14 protein-coding genes are annotated in these 15,620 nt (G+C 31.7%); 7 read left to right on the top strand and 7 right to left on the bottom strand.

Going from position 1 to position 15,620, the window contains the following annotated elements:
• The first annotated feature begins 23 nt into the window (after window positions 1–23).
• Entirely contained in the window at window positions 24–1,241 is a 1,218-nt protein-coding gene (locus RG22_RS09435; RefSeq protein WP_034042732.1) for a hypothetical protein, read from the top strand.
• 68 nt (window positions 1,242–1,309) lie between these two features.
• Here the strand turns inward: RG22_RS09435 and RG22_RS09430 are convergent, their stop codons facing one another.
• Entirely contained in the window at window positions 1,310–1,633 is a 324-nt protein-coding gene (locus RG22_RS09430; RefSeq protein ID WP_034042729.1) for a toxin-antitoxin system YwqK family antitoxin, read from the bottom strand.
• Between the two features lie 396 nt (window positions 1,634–2,029).
• Here RG22_RS09430 and RG22_RS09425 point away from each other — a divergent pair, with 396 nt between their 5' ends.
• Window positions 2,030–3,220, top strand: a complete 1,191-nt coding sequence (locus tag RG22_RS09425) for a porin (protein WP_034042728.1) — start codon at window positions 2,030–2,032, stop codon at window positions 3,218–3,220.
• Between the two features lie 69 nt (window positions 3,221–3,289).
• On the top strand, window positions 3,290–5,641 hold the full coding sequence (locus tag RG22_RS09420; protein ID WP_034042725.1) for an inorganic phosphate transporter: 2,352 nt from the start codon (window positions 3,290–3,292) through the stop codon (window positions 5,639–5,641).
• 52 nt (window positions 5,642–5,693) lie between these two features.
• On the opposite strand, the gene RG22_RS09415 is transcribed toward RG22_RS09420, so the two are convergent.
• Window positions 5,694–7,466, bottom strand: coding sequence for a Na/Pi cotransporter family protein (locus tag RG22_RS09415; protein WP_034042722.1), 1,773 nt, complete (start codon window positions 7,464–7,466; stop codon window positions 5,694–5,696).
• A 138-nt stretch (window positions 7,467–7,604) separates the two neighbouring features.
• On the opposite strand from RG22_RS09415, the gene RG22_RS09410 reads away from it, so the two are divergent.
• Window positions 7,605–8,324, top strand: coding sequence for a DUF6503 family protein (locus tag RG22_RS09410; protein WP_034045934.1), 720 nt, complete (start codon window positions 7,605–7,607; stop codon window positions 8,322–8,324).
• A 6-nt stretch (window positions 8,325–8,330) separates the two neighbouring features.
• Here the strand turns inward: RG22_RS09410 and RG22_RS09405 are convergent, their stop codons facing one another.
• From RG22_RS09405 to RG22_RS09385, 5 genes are all read right to left on the bottom strand, one after another.
• A complete protein-coding gene (locus RG22_RS09405) occupies window positions 8,331–8,768 on the bottom strand; it encodes a nucleoside deaminase (protein ID WP_034042720.1) in 438 nt (145 codons plus the stop codon).
• A 21-nt stretch (window positions 8,769–8,789) separates the two neighbouring features.
• Window positions 8,790–9,317, bottom strand: a complete 528-nt coding sequence (locus RG22_RS09400) for an RDD family protein (protein ID WP_052143692.1) — start codon at window positions 9,315–9,317, stop codon at window positions 8,790–8,792.
• 135 nt (window positions 9,318–9,452) lie between these two features.
• The gene (locus tag RG22_RS09395) at window positions 9,453–11,945 is read right to left on the bottom strand and encodes a ribonucleoside-diphosphate reductase subunit alpha (RefSeq protein ID WP_034042719.1); all 2,493 of its coding nucleotides are present in this window, start codon (window positions 11,943–11,945) and stop codon (window positions 9,453–9,455) included.
• 197 nt (window positions 11,946–12,142) lie between these two features.
• On the bottom strand, window positions 12,143–13,123 hold the full coding sequence (locus tag RG22_RS09390) for a ribonucleotide-diphosphate reductase subunit beta (protein ID WP_034042717.1): 981 nt from the start codon (window positions 13,121–13,123) through the stop codon (window positions 12,143–12,145).
• Window positions 13,124–13,414: 291 nt separating this feature from the next.
• Window positions 13,415–13,978 (bottom strand): DUF3109 family protein, encoded by a 564-nt coding sequence (locus RG22_RS09385; RefSeq protein ID WP_034042716.1) that lies wholly within the window; start codon window positions 13,976–13,978, stop codon window positions 13,415–13,417.
• A gap of 191 nt (window positions 13,979–14,169) precedes the next feature.
• On the opposite strand from RG22_RS09385, the gene RG22_RS09380 reads away from it, so the two are divergent.
• From RG22_RS09380 to RG22_RS09370, 3 genes are read left to right on the top strand one after another with little or no spacing between them, the layout of a single operon-like run.
• On the top strand, window positions 14,170–14,757 hold the full coding sequence (locus RG22_RS09380; protein ID WP_034045930.1) for a MarC family protein: 588 nt from the start codon (window positions 14,170–14,172) through the stop codon (window positions 14,755–14,757).
• 57 nt (window positions 14,758–14,814) lie between these two features.
• Window positions 14,815–15,018 (top strand): hypothetical protein, encoded by a 204-nt coding sequence (locus RG22_RS09375; protein WP_034042715.1) that lies wholly within the window; start codon window positions 14,815–14,817, stop codon window positions 15,016–15,018.
• A complete protein-coding gene (locus tag RG22_RS09370; RefSeq protein ID WP_034042714.1) occupies window positions 15,018–15,620 on the top strand; it encodes an FAD-dependent oxidoreductase in 603 nt (200 codons plus the stop codon). Before RG22_RS09375 ends, RG22_RS09370 begins: the two co-directional genes overlap by 1 nt.

The raw sequence follows: 15,620 nt of genomic DNA, 5'->3' as shown, positions 1-15,620 counted from the left end.
AATAAAAATTAAACTTAGAAACGATGAAAAATAATTTATTATTAGGATTAGCAATTACGACATTGCTTTTTAACTCTTGCTCAACAGATGATACTGCAGCCATTAATATCACTGATAATAGCGTAACAAACAACACAACTACCAACAATGGTGGTGGTACAGGAAACACTGATGAAGAAATTGCAATTAGTGCCGCTGAATACTCTTCAGACTTAATATTGGAAGCTAATAGAACTTACACTATAAGTGGTCCTGTAATTATGACTGACGGCGCAACGTTAACCATTAACGAAGGCGTTATAATTAAAGCTGTTGCTACTGGGGCAGACGTTTATATTGCTATTTCGCAAGGAGCAAAAATTATAGCGAATGGCTCAGCTACAAAACCTATTGTAATGACGTCTGGAAATGCAAACCCTGCTGCAGGACAATGGGGCGGATTAATACTATTAGGAAAAGCACCTATTAACTCTGTTACAGGTAGCGCAACATCAACTTCAGAAATTGGAAGTTTGCCTTACGGCGGAACAGATGCTGCAGACAGTTCGGGTGTTTTACGCTATGTACGTGTTGAATATTCTGGAGGTGCAGCTGATGGCTCTTCAGAAAACAATGGATTTTCTTTTTACGGTGTTGGTGCAGGAACAACTATTGAATATATTCAAGCCTATGAAGGTGCTGATGACGGCATTGAATTTTTTGGAGGAACTGCAAAAGTATCGTATGCAGTTGTAATTAATTGTCAAGATGATTCTATAGACTGGACAGAAGGTTTTGCGGGCTCTATTACTAATGCTTATGTTAAACACGGAGCAGATCATGATAAAGGTTTTGAGTGTGATGGCTACAATACAGATATAGGAAATCTTTCTAATCCTAAATTTTGGTCTAAACCTACGGTAACTAATGCAACAATTGTTGGTTTAGGTGCTTCAACAGGAAATGAAGCTATTAGATTAAGAGCAGGTACTCAAGGTGTTTTTGACAATATTTTAATTGAAGGTTTTGAAGAAGGTTTTGATCTTGATGGAGATGCTGGGGCCGATAGCGATAACCCAACTGGTACTGGAGTAATTAATGGCGATTTAAATATTACAAACGTAACCTTTACAGATGTAACTACAAAAATGAAAAACGATACTGGCGATACTTTTACTGAAGCAGATTTTATTACTGGTGATGGTAACGGAACCGGTACAGACTACACAACTTGGGGAGCAAGCTGGACAGTAGGAAACTAATCAAACATTTTAATTCATAAAAAAAGCATCCTAAATTTAGGATGCTTTTTGTTTTAACTTGTATTTTTTTATAGTGAAGCTACATTTTTAGTGTAATCAACTTCTTTCAAAGCTCCATCTATTAAATAAATCCACTTGCCGACTTTTTTTCCATTATCATAATTTGCAGAAACGATTTTTTTACCTGCTGTGTTAAAGCTTAACCATTCACCTTGTAATTTACCATCTACTGTGTAAGAACCTGTTTGGCTTACAACACCATTGTCATGATAATAAACAACATCAATTAAGTTTGTGTCTTTGTTAAGTTTTAAATCTCTCTTTTGCTTGTCTTGAGCAAAAGATACCACAGTAATTAAAAAGGCAAAAACAAATAAAATTGATTTCTTCATAATTATGGGGGTTTAAACATTATACTTCAAATATACAAATTACATAACATTAAAGCAATCATAAATTAACGTTAGCTTAACATTAAAAATATAAAGACTTTAAAATCAACACATTACAATCTTATTACTTGTAAAGATTTAACATTGGAAAGCTTAATAATTAATTAATACTAAGGTTACATTCACATCAACTTAAACCATGATATTTGCCATGTCTTAAGACAAAACAATTAGTATTTCATATAATCTATTAGTTTTTGTCGACTACATTATTATGATTTCTAATGAGGCTGCCTTAGGCCAAGGCAGTCTTTTTTGGTTAAAATTTAATCATTAGGAAACATTAAGTTAACATTGATTTTAGTTCTTTGCAGCGACAAAAACTAAAACATTATAATGAAACTTAAAATTACGTGTATTGCACTCTGCTTTTTTGCAATATTATTATCTCATTCGCAAGAAGTTAAATCTCCCAAATTTGGAAAAGGTCTTTTTAACCTTGTAGGACAAGACAGTAGTTGGACCATGAAAATTGGTGCCAGAATGCAATTTTTAGCTATTTCTAATTGGGAAGATGGGCAAAATAACGAATCTAATTTTTTAGTAAGACGTGCGCGTTTAAAATTTGACGGTTACGCATTTACACCTAAACTTAAATATAAATTAGAGCTGGGTTTATCTAACAGAGATATTTCAGGAGCTTCACAATTTTCAAGTAATGCACCTCGATATATTTTAGACGCTGTAATGAAATGGAATTTTGCTCCAGGTTTCGAGCTTTGGTTTGGTCAAACTAAACTTCCTGGGAATAGAGAACGTGTTGTTTCATCAGCAAACCTTCAACAAGTAGATCGTTCTCTTTTAAACAGTCGTTTTAATATTGATAGAGATTTAGGCGTACAATTAAGACATAAATTTAACTTGTCTGATAAATTTGTTGTAAAAGAAATCCTTTCTATCGCTCAAGGCGAAGGAAGAAATATAACTACTGGAAATTTAGGCGGTCATCAATATACTGGTCGTGTAGAATTATTACCTTTTGGGAACTTTGCAAGTAAAGGTGATTATTCTGGTTCTGATTTAAAAAGAGAACAATTACCAAAATTAGCTTTAGGCGTAAGTTACGACCACAATAATAACGCGGTTAAAAATAGAAGTAACCAAGGCTCTTATATGATTAATGATACTGGTTTTTACGAAACTAATATTAACACACTTTTTATTGATGCCATGTTTAAGTACAAAGGCTTTTCTTTTATGGCAGAATATGCCGATAGAGATGCTAAAGATCCTTTTGCTAAAAACTCTGATGGTTCTTTAACAGGAGACGAAGTCCAAGTAGGTAAAGGTTTAAACTTACAAACTGGATATTTATTAAAAAACGATTGGGAGATTTCTGGACGCTACACGAATATAGAATTAGACCAAAACATTACGAAAAAAAATCCTGAAAGTCAATATACATTAGGAGTTTCTAAGTACATTGTTGGACATAGTTTAAAAATTCAAACCGATATAAGTCATTTAGAAGTAAAAAATGGAAACAATGAATTAATGTGGCGATTACAGTTCGATATTCATTTTTAAAACATAACAATTAGATAACATTATAACTCAAAAGTCTAAAGATATTTGCAAACTATTTTAAATTAAATTATGGAAAATATATACTTATATATGATTATTGCCCTAGCCCTTTTAGCCATTGCTGATTTGGTTGTAGGCGTTAGTAATGATGCAGTAAACTTTTTAAATTCTGCTATAGGCTCTAAAGCTATTTCCTTTAAAACTATTATGATTGTTGCCAGTGTTGGTGTTGCAGTTGGAGCAGTGTTTTCTAGTGGTATGATGGAAGTAGCAAGAAAAGGGATATTTAACCCTGGAGAATTTATGTTTGATGAAATCATGATAATTTTCATGGCAGTAATGATAACAGATATTCTTTTATTGGATTTTTTCAATTCTGTGGGTATGCCAACTTCAACTACCGTTTCTATTGTATTCGAATTATTGGGTGCTGCAGTTGCTATGGCGTTAATTAAAATTGGTGCCGATGGCGGTAGTTTTAGCGACGTTGTTAATTATATAAACACATCAAAAGCGTCCCAAATTATATTCGGAATCTTACTCTCAGTCGTCGTCGCCTTTTCCATTGGTGCCTTTGTGCAATGGGTTTCAAGATTATTATTATCTTATAATTTTGAAAAGAAAGCATCTTGGGTTGGTGCGTTATTTGGTGGTTTAGCATTAACGGCTATTACTTACTTTATTTTTATGAAAGGATTAAAAGGTACATCTTACGCTAAAGAATCGTTTAATATTCTTGGTGGCGAAACGATGAAAGACTTTTTAGAACATCAAGTATTATCTATTGTTTTAGTAAGTTCTGTTTTTTGGTCATTATTATCTTATGTGCTAATTAGTTTTTTTAAGACTAATATTTACAAACTAATTATTATAGTAGGCACATTTGCTTTAGCCCTAGCTTTTGCTGGTAACGATTTAGTAAACTTTATAGGTGTACCAATAGCTGCTTACAATGCTTATGAAGCTTGGAGTGCTTCCTTTTTAAGTACTGGCACTTTAGCAACAGAGTTTTCTATGGAAATACTTGCCGAAAAAGTACCAACAAACAACTGGTTACTATTAGGAGCAGGGATGGTTATGGTATTAACATTATGGTTTTCTAGCAAAGCCAAAGATGTTGTAAAAACCTCTTTAGACTTGGCAAGTCAAGGTGAAACAAAAGAACGTTTTCAACCTAACTTTATGTCTCGTGGATTTGTAAGGTCTGCAATGTTAATGTCTCAAATGTCGGCTTACATGTTACCTAAATCATGGCAGGATAAAATTGAAAAACAATTTGAAGCTCCAACAGTTAAGGTATCAAAAAACAAAGCAAAAGACCTACCTGCTTTCGATTTAGTAAGAGCTGCTGTTAATTTAATGGTTGCGGCAGTATTAATTTCTATAGCAACGTCTTATAAATTACCTTTATCTACAACCTATGTAACCTTTATGGTGGCAATGGGTACATCTTTAGCAGATCGTGCTTGGGGTGCAGAAAGTGCTGTATATCGTGTTGCTGGTGTATTAAACGTAATTGGCGGTTGGTTTTTTACTGCCTTTAGTGCTTTTACTGCTGCTGCTTTAGTAGCTTACTTATTAAATTTAAACATAAAAGTTATGTTTCCTATTTTATTATTAGCTGCAATTGGCTTGTTAATAAGAAGTACGGTAGCGCACAATAACAAATCTAAAGAAGTTGCTGCAGAAGATAGCCTGAAAAAAACAGGGAGTAGCTCAGTTCAAGGTGTTATTCTAGAAAGCGCAAGTAACATTGCTAATGTTGTAAAACGTGGAAATAGAATTTATAGTAATGCTGTAAAAGGCTTAGCTAAACAAGATTTAACATTACTTAAAAAGAACAAAAAACAAGTTAGCAAGTTAGCAGCTGAGGTTGACGAGTTAAGAGATAATATTTTCTATTTTATTAAAAATTTAGACGAAACAAGTTTACGCGCTAGTAGTTTTTATATAAACATTTTGGGGTATTTACAGGATATGACACAATCTTTAGAATACATTTCGAAAGTGAGTCATAAACACATTAACAATAACCATAAAAAACTTAAGTTTAGTCAAATTAAGGAGTTAAAAGAAGTTGATGAAGCGTTAGAAACATTATTTAATGATACTAAAGCCGCTTTCGACTCACATTCTTTCGAGCAAATAGGAGAAATTATTACTCGCAAAAAAGAAGTATTTGCTTTAGTAACCGATAAAATTGCTAAGCAAGTTGCAAGAACTAGAACAGAAGAATCTAGCCCGAAAAACACAACTTTATATTTTAGTTTATTATTAGAAACTAAAGATTTATTAACAGCAACAATGAATCTTTTAGAAGAGTATTATAATTCCCATGATGCCTCCGTAGAACCTGCAACCATTAATGTTATAGATGAGACCATAGAACATGGAGGTTCTTCAAATAATGATAAAAAATAAACATTAAGATTTTCAATATTAAAAACCATCTCATTTAGAGATGGTTTTTTTATTATTTCAAGTCTCTATTTTCAATGAGAGTATCCTTTTTACCATAAAGGAGTTCAGCAATTTCAATTAATTTATTTATAATATCATTTACATTGGTATAATCATTAAATAATGACGACGCCATTTCTGCCGTTATTAAATTTTTTCTTATTAATTTATCTATAGATTTATTACTATGTCTAATATTTGCTTTTGCTTCTTTTTTTAATTCTTTAAGTTTAAGCGCATAGTCTTCATAATCAGCTTCTGTTCTAAACAAATATATAACTCGTAATACTTTTGTTAGTTTTTTTCTGAAACCGTTATACTCATTCTGCATATACTTATTATCTGATGCAGAAGCCATCGTAATATTTTTGTTTAGTTCTTTAACTTCTTTTACGATTTCAACCATTTTTCTATTTGCAATTTTAATATCAGAAACAGTTTTAGTTTGCTTCTTATTTAATTTTAGATCACTTTGTGCTGTGGCTGCGTATCCAATTATCTCACCATAAATAATTTTTACTTTTGTATAGTATAACTCTTCAACATCAGTTTTAAAATCTATATTAGATTTTTTTATAATCTTTTTTATTTTTTCATCAGATTTTATGTCCTCTCTATGAATATTTAAAGCATGTGCTACAATTTCAAAAATACTATTCTTATAAAGATATTTCGATTCGTTAATTAATGCCGAAATTGCTGCCGCAGGAAATTTCAATACTGCTGAGTTTAAATATTTTGGCTCATCAACATCTTTATCTGTGTTTGGTTTTTCTTTAACTACCCTTAATAGTAAGCATTCCAGTTTTTTAATAAAAGGTATCATCACAACCACTCCTATAACATTAAAAATAGTATGAAACAATGCTAGTTTTAGTGTGTAATTATTATTTGCTATTTGCATAACTTCAGATAAATTATTAACTAATCTAGCTAAAGGAAAAATAAATGCTACAGCTATTAACCCCGTTATAACATTAAAAATAAGATGTGCTCCAGCTAATCTTCTGCCAGCTGCATTAGAGCTTAAAGATCCTAAAACAGCAGTAATTGTAGTGCCAATATTTGCCCCAATAGCTAATGCTAGGGCATTTTCGTATTCTATTTGTCCAGCCGCTAAAGCCGTTAAAATTAAAGCTAAAGTAGCACTACTAGATTGTAAGATAGTGGTAATAATTATCCCCAATCCTGAGTAAATAATTACGCCTAAAAATCCTGAAACTGCATATTGAGATAAATCAAGGTAGTCTTTAAAAACATCAAACCCCTCTTTCATGTAATGAATACCTAAAAAGAAAAAACCTAAACCAGCCAAAACATTCCCAATACCTTTTAGCGTTGGTTTTTTTTGAAATGAGAAAATTATTCCAAAAATTAGCATGGGCATTGCTAATGCAGAAACCTTAATTTTTAATCCAAACCCAGCCACTAACCACGCTGTAACTGTAGTTCCAATATTAGATCCAAATATTAACCCAATGCCTCCAGCTAAAGTGATTAATTCTGCACTAATAAATGAAATAGTAATAACCGAAACTAACGAACTAGACTGAATTAAAGCCGTAATAAAAGCTCCTGCAGTAATACTTTTATAAAGTTTGTCGGTTGCTTTTTTTAATATATTTTGAAGCGGCCCTTTAGTGAAAGTTTTAAACCCTTCTTCTAACATAATCATCCCAAAAAGTAAAATTGCAACACCAGCCGAAATAGTTTTAAAATTTGGATTTAAGAAAAGGAGAACAGCTAGCACGATTAAAAGCACAAAGAATGTTGTTTTTCTAATCATGTATGCTATAATTTAGTTTGTCGATAATAAATATTTAAAGATTTTGTTAAATTAATTTATTCTGAATTTAAAACCAAAAAAGAAGTTTTAGTATTTTAGATAAGCTTCAAAAAAAACTTGTATTTTAACACAAAAAACATGCGAATTTTATTCACTACTTTTCCTTTTTTGTTGTTAAACCTAATATCCTTTAGTCAACAAATAACTGGATTAGACCTACTTGACAAGAGTATTAAATATCATGACCCAAATAATTCATGGAAAACATTTAACGATACGTTAAGCGTTGCCATGGAAACACCAAATAATTCGAATAGAAACTCAAAAATCATTATTAATTTACCCGAAGAACAATTCTATTTAAAAACCGAAAAGGATACTTTAGTAACCGAATACAATTTAAAAAAAGATGAATGTTTGATTACTTTAAACGGAAAAATGAATTTATCGGATCATGTGCTTAAAACTAATAATTTAAGTTGTGATAGGGCAAATCTTTATAAAAATTACTACACCTATTTATACGGATTACCAATGAAACTTAAGGATGAAGGCACTATAATTAATGATAATGTTGAACGCAAAACATTTAAAGGAAAAGATTATTTAGTTTTAAAAGTAAACTACGATTCTGAAGTTGGAAAGGATGTATGGTATTTTTATTTCAACCCTAAAAACTACGCTATGGAAGTCTATCAATTTTATAAAACGGATGATAAAGGAGCTATTAAAAAAGATAGCGGAGAATATATTTTATTGACAGAGGAAGAAATTATAAATGGTATAAAAATGCCAAAAAATAGAGCTTGGTATTATAATAAAAATGATGATTATTTAGGTACAGATATTTTAGACTAAGGTTATTTACTCTCCAATATCTTCATTCCATAATTCTGGGTTTTTTGAAATAAAAGACTCCATTAAATCGATACAGACTTTATTACTTACAACTTCTACAGTTACACCACGAGATTTTAATAAGGCTTCATCGCCTAGAAACGTTTTATTTTCACCAATAACAACTTTTGGAATGCCGTATAACAAAATAGCTCCAGAACACATCGAGCAAGGAGATAATGTGGTATACAATGTGCATGCCTTATAAACATTTGCTGGTTGTCGTCCTGCGTTTTCAAAAGCATCCATTTCGCCATGTAATACTACACTTCCGTTTTGTATTCTTTTATTATGGCCTCTACCTATTATTTTGCCTTTGTAGGTTATAACAGAACCAATAGGAATGCCGCCTTCACTCAACCCTTTTTTTGCTTCTTCAATAGCTGCTTCTAAAAATTCATCCATTTGTTGTTGTAAAGTTCAAACTTATTCTATTTCTTGTACTACTCCAATTTGATCTAATTCATTTTGGGCATTCTTTTTGGCTTTAAATTTTTTCTCATCTACAACATATGTATTTGACATTGAATCGTGCCACCCTCTTCCTTCTGCTCCTAAAAATGAAAAAGCGTCGAAAGGAATTAATCTACATAAACTGCGTAAAACAATATCTGATGCTTTTGGTTTCGATCCGTCTTCCATAACCACCAATGTTTTTGTTATATACTTTCCTACTGTTTTACCTTTAAGTATAATTTCAGCAATCATATAAAAAATAATAAAGACTATACTTGTTAGCAATCTATCCATTAGTGTACCCATATTTTCAATATCATATAAAAGTTTATCAAAAGCTGTAGTATCTGTAAAAAAAGAATAAACAATAACTCCAATAAGAAAACTTAAACCAAATATTAAAACATAAAATATAATTTTATCAATAATGTAATTTGCAAAACGGTTTCCTTTAGTTGCATATAAATCTGGAGTAATTCTAAAATTTTGATTATTCATAAGTAGTTGGTTGGTTAAATTAAAGTTTAAAAATAGTTTTTTTAACTAATATGCCACAAATAAAAAAGCACCTCTTTCGAGATGCTTTTAAAAATTTGGGGTTCCCTCTTTCGAGGGAACTACCCAATAACTGATTTAAGATCCACACATTAAACAATCGTCTCCTTCTGCAGCTTTGGCTTGAGCAATGAGTGCTTTCATTTCATCAGCACTCATAGGTTCAACTTCTACTTCTGACTTATTTTGTTGTGCAAATTTAGCGGCATTTTGTGCTGCTAATTTCTTTTTCTTAGCCTCTTCTTGTTGTTGTGTAACAACACTATTAATCTCTACAGTTTCTGCAACTGGTTCTTCTTTCTTTTTAGTATCTAAAGTAAACTTAATAGCATCAACAGCAGATTTTGTTCTTAAATAATACATGCCTGTCTTTAAGCCACTTTTCCATGCGTAAAAATGCATTGATGTTAATTTAGCCATAGTCGCACCTTCTAAGAATAGATTTAAAGATTGTGACTGATCTATAAAATATCCGCGTTGACGAGACATATCTATAATATCTTTCATGCTTAGCTCCCAAACGGTTTTATACAAGTCTTTAATATCTTGAGGAATAATATCGATATGTTGTACAGAGCCATTTGCTCTCATAATGGCTTGCTTTAAATTATCATCCCAAAGACCCAACTCTACCAAATCTTCTAATAAATGTTTATTAACTACGATGAACTCACCAGATAACACACGACGGGTATAAATATTAGACGTATATGGTTCGAAACACTCATTATTCCCAAGGATTTGAGACGTTGATGCTGTTGGCATTGGAGCTACTAATAAGGAGTTACGAACCCCGTTTTTAATTACTTGCTTGCGTAGTTTTTCCCAATCCCAGCGTCCGCTTAATTCATCATCTTTAATATTCCAAAGGTTATGTTGAAACTCACCTTTACTTATAGGCGAACCTTTGTATGTTTGATAAGGGCCATCTTCTTTTGCCTCTTCCATACTTGCTGTTACCGCAGCGAAATAAAGCGTTTCAAAAATTTCTTGATTTAATTTTTTAGCGGCATCACTTGTAAAAGGCATACGCAATTGAATAAAGGTATCTGCCAATCCTTGAACACCCAATCCAATAGGGCGATGACGCATATTAGAGTTTTCAGCTTCTTTTACAGGATAGTAATTTCTATCGATTACTCTGTTCAAGTTTTTAGTGACACGTTTAGTTATACGGAATAATTCTTTATGATCGAATTCTCCATTTTTAACAAACATTGGTAAAGCAATTGATGCTAAATTACAAACAGCAACCTCGTCTGGAGATGTGTATTCTAAAATCTCTGTACATAAATTTGACGAACGAATAGTTCCTAAATTTTGTTGATTAGATTTACGGTTTGCTGCATCTTTATACAACATATATGGTGTGCCTGTTTCAATTTGAGATTCTAAAATTTTCTCCCAAAGCTCACGTGCTTTAATTGTTTTACGTCCTTTTCCTTCGGCTTCATATTTAGTATACAACGCTTCAAAAGCTTCACTGTGTACTTCGTCTAATCCTGGGCATTCGTTAGGACACATTAAAGTCCACTCGCTATCTTCTTGCACACGTTTCATAAATAAATCAGATGTCCACATCGCATAAAATAAATCACGTGCACGCATTTCTTCTTTTCCGTGATTCTTTTTTAAATCCAAAAAATCAAAAATATCGGCATGCCAAGTTTCAATATAAATAGCAAAACTTCCTTTACGTTTTCCGCCACCTTGATCTACATAACGTGCTGTATCGTTAAATACTTGCAACATAGGAACAATTCCGTTTGATGTACCGTTTGTTCCAGCAATATAACTACCTGTGGCGCGAACATTGTGTATTGCTAACCCAATTCCTCCTGCAGATTGTGATATTTTTGCCGTTTGCTTTAATGTATCGTAAATACCATCAATACTATCTTCCTTCATTGTTAAAAGGAAACAAGATGACATTTGCGGTTTTGGTGTACCTGAATTAAATAAGGTTGGTGTAGCGTGTGTAAAATATTTTTTAGACATTAACTCGTAGGTCTCAATAGCTGAATCTAAATCATTTAAATGAATCCCTATTGAAACACGCATAAGCATGTGTTGCGGACGTTCAGCAATTTCTCCGTTAAGCTTTAAAAGGTAAGAACGCTCTAAAGTTTTAAACCCAAAATAGTCGTAACCAAAATCGCGGTTATAGATAATTGTAGAATCTAATCTATCTTTATTATCCATAATTACTTGGTAAACCTCATCAGATAACAATGGTGCTTTTTTATTGGTTCTTGGGTTTACATAGGTGTAAAGGTCTGTCATCACCTCACTAAATGTCTTTTTTGTGTTTTTGTGTAAATTAGAAACCGAAATTCTAGCTGCTAAACGTGCATAATCTGGGTGTGCAGTCGTCATGGTTGCAGCAACTTCTGCAGCAAGATTATCAAGCTCGCTAGTAGTAACACCATCGTACAGCCCTTCAATTACACGCATTGCTACTTTTAAAGGATCTACTAATTCGTTTAATCCGTAACATAATTTCCTTACTCTAGCGGTAATTTTATCGAACATTATTTGTTCTTTTCTGCCGTCTCTTTTTACTACATACATAATTTTTACACGTTTTTAAGTTTCTTTCTGAACCACCAAATTCAGAAAAATGGTTAGTTATTTATTCTATAGTTCAAGGCTAGTGGTTAATTAGCCTTAAAATAGTTCTCTTTAATAGTTAATTATTTATTGAAAATCGTTTTTCTCTATGAATTTAAGAGATTACGAAACCTTTTTATTGTTGCTTGCTTTCTTAATTAAAAGTCGGCATCAAAACTAAATTTATCTTTGTCTTCTTCTTTATTAAGAACACCTGCTTTTTGATATTCAGACACGCGTTTTTCAAAGAAATTAGTTTTTCCTTGTAAAGAAATCATATCCATAAAATCAAAAGGATTTGTTGAGTTGTAAACTTTATCGCATCCAAATTCACCCAACAATCTATCAGTTACAAACTCTAAATATTGAGTCATTAATTTAGCATTCATACCAATTAAACTTGCTGGAAGTGATTCGGTAATAAATGAGCGCTCAATATCTAAAGCATCTGTTAATATTTTAGTGATTCTTTCTTTTGGCACTTTGTTTACAATATGGTTTTGGTGTAAGTGCACGGCAAAATCACAATGTAAACCTTCATCTCTTGAAATAAGCTCGTTAGAAAAAGTTAATCCTGGTAATAATCCACGTTTTTTAAGCCAGAAAATAGAGCAGAAACTCCCAGAGAAAAAGATACCTTCAACCGCAGCAAATGCAATTAAGCGTTCTGCAAAACTTGGAGAATCTATCCATTTAAGTGCCCAATCTGCTTTTTCTTTGATAGCTGGAAATACTTCAATAGCATTAAATAATGCGTCTTTTTCTTTATCGTCTTTTACGTAAGTATCAATTAATAATGAATATACTTCAGAATGAATATTCTCCATCATAATTTGAAAACCATAAAAGAATTTAGCTTCTGAGTATTGTACTTCAGATACGAAATTTTCTGCTAAATTTTCGTTTACAATGCCATCTGAAGCTGCAAAAAATGCTAAAACATGTTTGATGAAATAACGCTCGTCATCAGTTAATTTATTATTCCAATCGTTAAGATCTTGATGTAAATCTATCTCTTCTGCAGTCCAAATACTTGCCTCTTGCTTTTTATACCATTCCCAAATATCATGATGTTGAATAGGAAAAATAACAAAACGATCTTTGTTTTCTTGTAAAATGGGTTCGATGGCTTGAGACATTGTTTTTTTTAGTTTTTATAAAAATTTAACGATAATTTACTTTTATTTCGGGTTAACAAAGATTGGAAAATGTAACCGTAAATGAAAGGCATAGTTATAAACATTGTCAACAAGTTTTTAACAAACAAATAATAGCCTTGATTATTAGAAGTTTACAAAAATATTTTATAATATACTGATTTTAAGTGTTTTAATTTTTTTAAGACTAAAAAATGTTGACACAAAAATAAAAGATTACAAACTAACAAACACCTTATTTCATTGATGTTTTAAAAGATTTTTTTAAGGGTTTTAAAAAGTTTTAGCAACCTTTTCTAATTCGCTATACCAATCTTCACCAAACTTACGTATTAGTGCTTCTTTTACAAATTTATAAACAGGAACTTGTAATTCTTTTCCAAGTGAGCAAGCATCATTGCAAATTTCCCATTTATCATAATTTACCGCCGAAAATTCAGAATATTCTTTAACACGAATAGGATACAAATGACAAGACACTGGTTTTTTCCAAGAAATTTCACCTTGGTTATAGGCTTCCTCAATACCGCAAAGCGCTGTGTCTTTTTCATCGAAAATAACATAAGCACAATCTGCATTATTAATTAAAGGAGTTTCAAAATCTCCAAAATCTGTAGTAATATGTGTACCTTGTTTCTCAATAGCATCAATACCCGCTTGTCGTAAAAAAGGTTTTACTTTTGGGTAAATATCTTTTAGGATTTGAGTTTCGTCTTTATCAAGTGGCGCCCCAGCATCGCCATCAATACAACATGCGCCTTTGCATGCTGACAGATTACACACAAAATCTTTTTCTATTATATCTTCTGAAACTATGGTTTTTCCTAATTGAAACATGTCACAAAAATAGAGAAACTTTAGCTTAAATTAATGTTATAAATTAGTAATAATCATCTACTTTTGCCGAAAAATTAAGAACCTCTATTTCTAGAGATTTTTAATTTTTCAGATTCTCGCCTTCGCGAGAATGACAAATGATTAGAAACGCAGCAGGCTGCGAGATATTTTTGAATTTAAACCTTTTAAAAATGCAACTTAATTTTAAAGAAATATTCACAGCTTTTATGGTGCTATTTGCCGTAATTGATATTGTTGGCAATATTCCTATTGTTATTGATTTACGTAAAAAAGTAGGGCATATACAAAGCGAAAAAGCATCAATAATTGCTGGAGTTATTTTAATCGTATTTCTATTCTTAGGAAAAAGTATTTTAAACCTTATTGGTATAGATGTAAACTCATTTGCAGTTGCTGGTGCTTTTATTTTGTTTTTTATTGCTTTAGAAATGATTTTAGGTATTACACTTTATAAGCAAGAAGAAAACACTTCTATGACTACTGCAGTTTTTCCTTTAGCATTTCCGCTAATTGCTGGCCCAGGAAGTTTAACTACTTTATTATCTTTAAGAGCAGAATTTAGAATAGAAAATATTATTGTAGCTGTTTTAATGAATGTTATTATTATTTATGTTGTGCTTAAAACATCGTCGAAAATAGAGCGCCTTATTGGGCAAAATGGTATTAATATTATACGTAAAGTATTTGGTGTTGTATTATTAGCAATTGCTGTAAAACTATTTGCCCATAATATAAAAGCCCTGTTTGACATTGCTTAAAGCCTATAATGAGTGTTTAACAAACAATGTATTGCAAAACAATAAAATTTAAAACACATGAAACTATTTACCATATTACTTAGTATAATTGCTTTAGGGCTTATTATTTTTAACTTTACAAAAGTAGATTTTAATGCGCCTTTTGAAGATGATAGCATGATTGCTTTAATTACTATTGTAGCCTCATGTTGTGTTATTATAATGATGGCTATTTTAAGAACCTCAAAACGTATTGAACAAAAGGTAAAACAAAACAAGTAATGCTTGATGCTTTAATTATTGGTGGTGGTGCGGCAGGTTTATCTTGTGCTTTGGTTTTAGGGTCTGCAAAAAACAAACCCTTTGCTAAAAACAAGCACATTGCCATCATAACGCATCAAAAAACATCACATTTACAAATGGCTTTATTTAATAATGTATTGGGTTTAAAACCTGAAACTACAGGAGCTTCTATTTTAGAAAGTGGTAAAAAGCAATTACACGATTTATATCCGCATGTTGAGCAAATTGAAAACGAAAAAGTTTGTGTAATTTCTAAATCTATAAACGGTTTTAAAGTTGAAACTAATAAAAATATTTACGAATCTAAACTCGTTGTTATTGCTGTTGGGTATACTAATTTAATGACTATTAAAGGCTTGTATCCATATATAGAACCTCACCCTAGAGCTGCGATTGAAAAAAATCGTATTTGGTTAAAAAACACCAATCATTTAATTGAAAATAATTTATATGTTGCTGGCACATTAGCTGGTTGGCGCAGTCAGTTTGCCATAGCTTCTGGTAGTGGAGCCCATGTAGCAACAGATATTTTAACGCTTTGGAATGGCGGGAAGCATGTTAAGGTACATGATAAGGTTTAG

Origin of the sequence: Wocania ichthyoenteri Th78 (assembly GCF_000789235.1) — a bacterium.
Classification (GTDB): domain Bacteria; phylum Bacteroidota; class Bacteroidia; order Flavobacteriales; family Flavobacteriaceae; genus Wocania_A; species Wocania_A ichthyoenteri.
Note: the sequence above shows the minus strand (reverse complement) of the source record. Positions and strands in the feature narration are given on the sequence as shown.

Bases quoted from the DNA above. Each gene is read 5' to 3' on its own strand.
- RG22_RS09435 (WP_034042732.1), top strand. From the start codon at position 24: ATGAAAAATAATTTATTATTAGGATTAGCAATTACGACATTGCTTTTT.
- RG22_RS09430 (WP_034042729.1), bottom strand. From the start codon at position 1,633: ATGAAGAAATCAATTTTATTTGTTTTTGCCTTTTTAATTACTGTGGTA.
- RG22_RS09425 (WP_034042728.1), top strand. From the start codon at position 2,030: ATGAAACTTAAAATTACGTGTATTGCACTCTGCTTTTTTGCAATATTA.
- RG22_RS09420 (WP_034042725.1), top strand. From the start codon at position 3,290: ATGGAAAATATATACTTATATATGATTATTGCCCTAGCCCTTTTAGCC.
- RG22_RS09415 (WP_034042722.1), bottom strand. From the start codon at position 7,466: ATGATTAGAAAAACAACATTCTTTGTGCTTTTAATCGTGCTAGCTGTT.
- RG22_RS09410 (WP_034045934.1), top strand. From the start codon at position 7,605: ATGCGAATTTTATTCACTACTTTTCCTTTTTTGTTGTTAAACCTAATA.
- RG22_RS09405 (WP_034042720.1), bottom strand. From the start codon at position 8,768: ATGGATGAATTTTTAGAAGCAGCTATTGAAGAAGCAAAAAAAGGGTTG.
- RG22_RS09400 (WP_052143692.1), bottom strand. From the start codon at position 9,317: ATGAATAATCAAAATTTTAGAATTACTCCAGATTTATATGCAACTAAA.
- RG22_RS09395 (WP_034042719.1), bottom strand. From the start codon at position 11,945: ATGTATGTAGTAAAAAGAGACGGCAGAAAAGAACAAATAATGTTCGAT.
- RG22_RS09390 (WP_034042717.1), bottom strand. From the start codon at position 13,123: ATGTCTCAAGCCATCGAACCCATTTTACAAGAAAACAAAGATCGTTTT.
- RG22_RS09385 (WP_034042716.1), bottom strand. From the start codon at position 13,978: ATGTTTCAATTAGGAAAAACCATAGTTTCAGAAGATATAATAGAAAAA.
- RG22_RS09380 (WP_034045930.1), top strand. From the start codon at position 14,170: ATGCAACTTAATTTTAAAGAAATATTCACAGCTTTTATGGTGCTATTT.
- RG22_RS09375 (WP_034042715.1), top strand. From the start codon at position 14,815: ATGAAACTATTTACCATATTACTTAGTATAATTGCTTTAGGGCTTATT.
- RG22_RS09370 (WP_034042714.1), top strand. From the start codon at position 15,018: ATGCTTGATGCTTTAATTATTGGTGGTGGTGCGGCAGGTTTATCTTGT.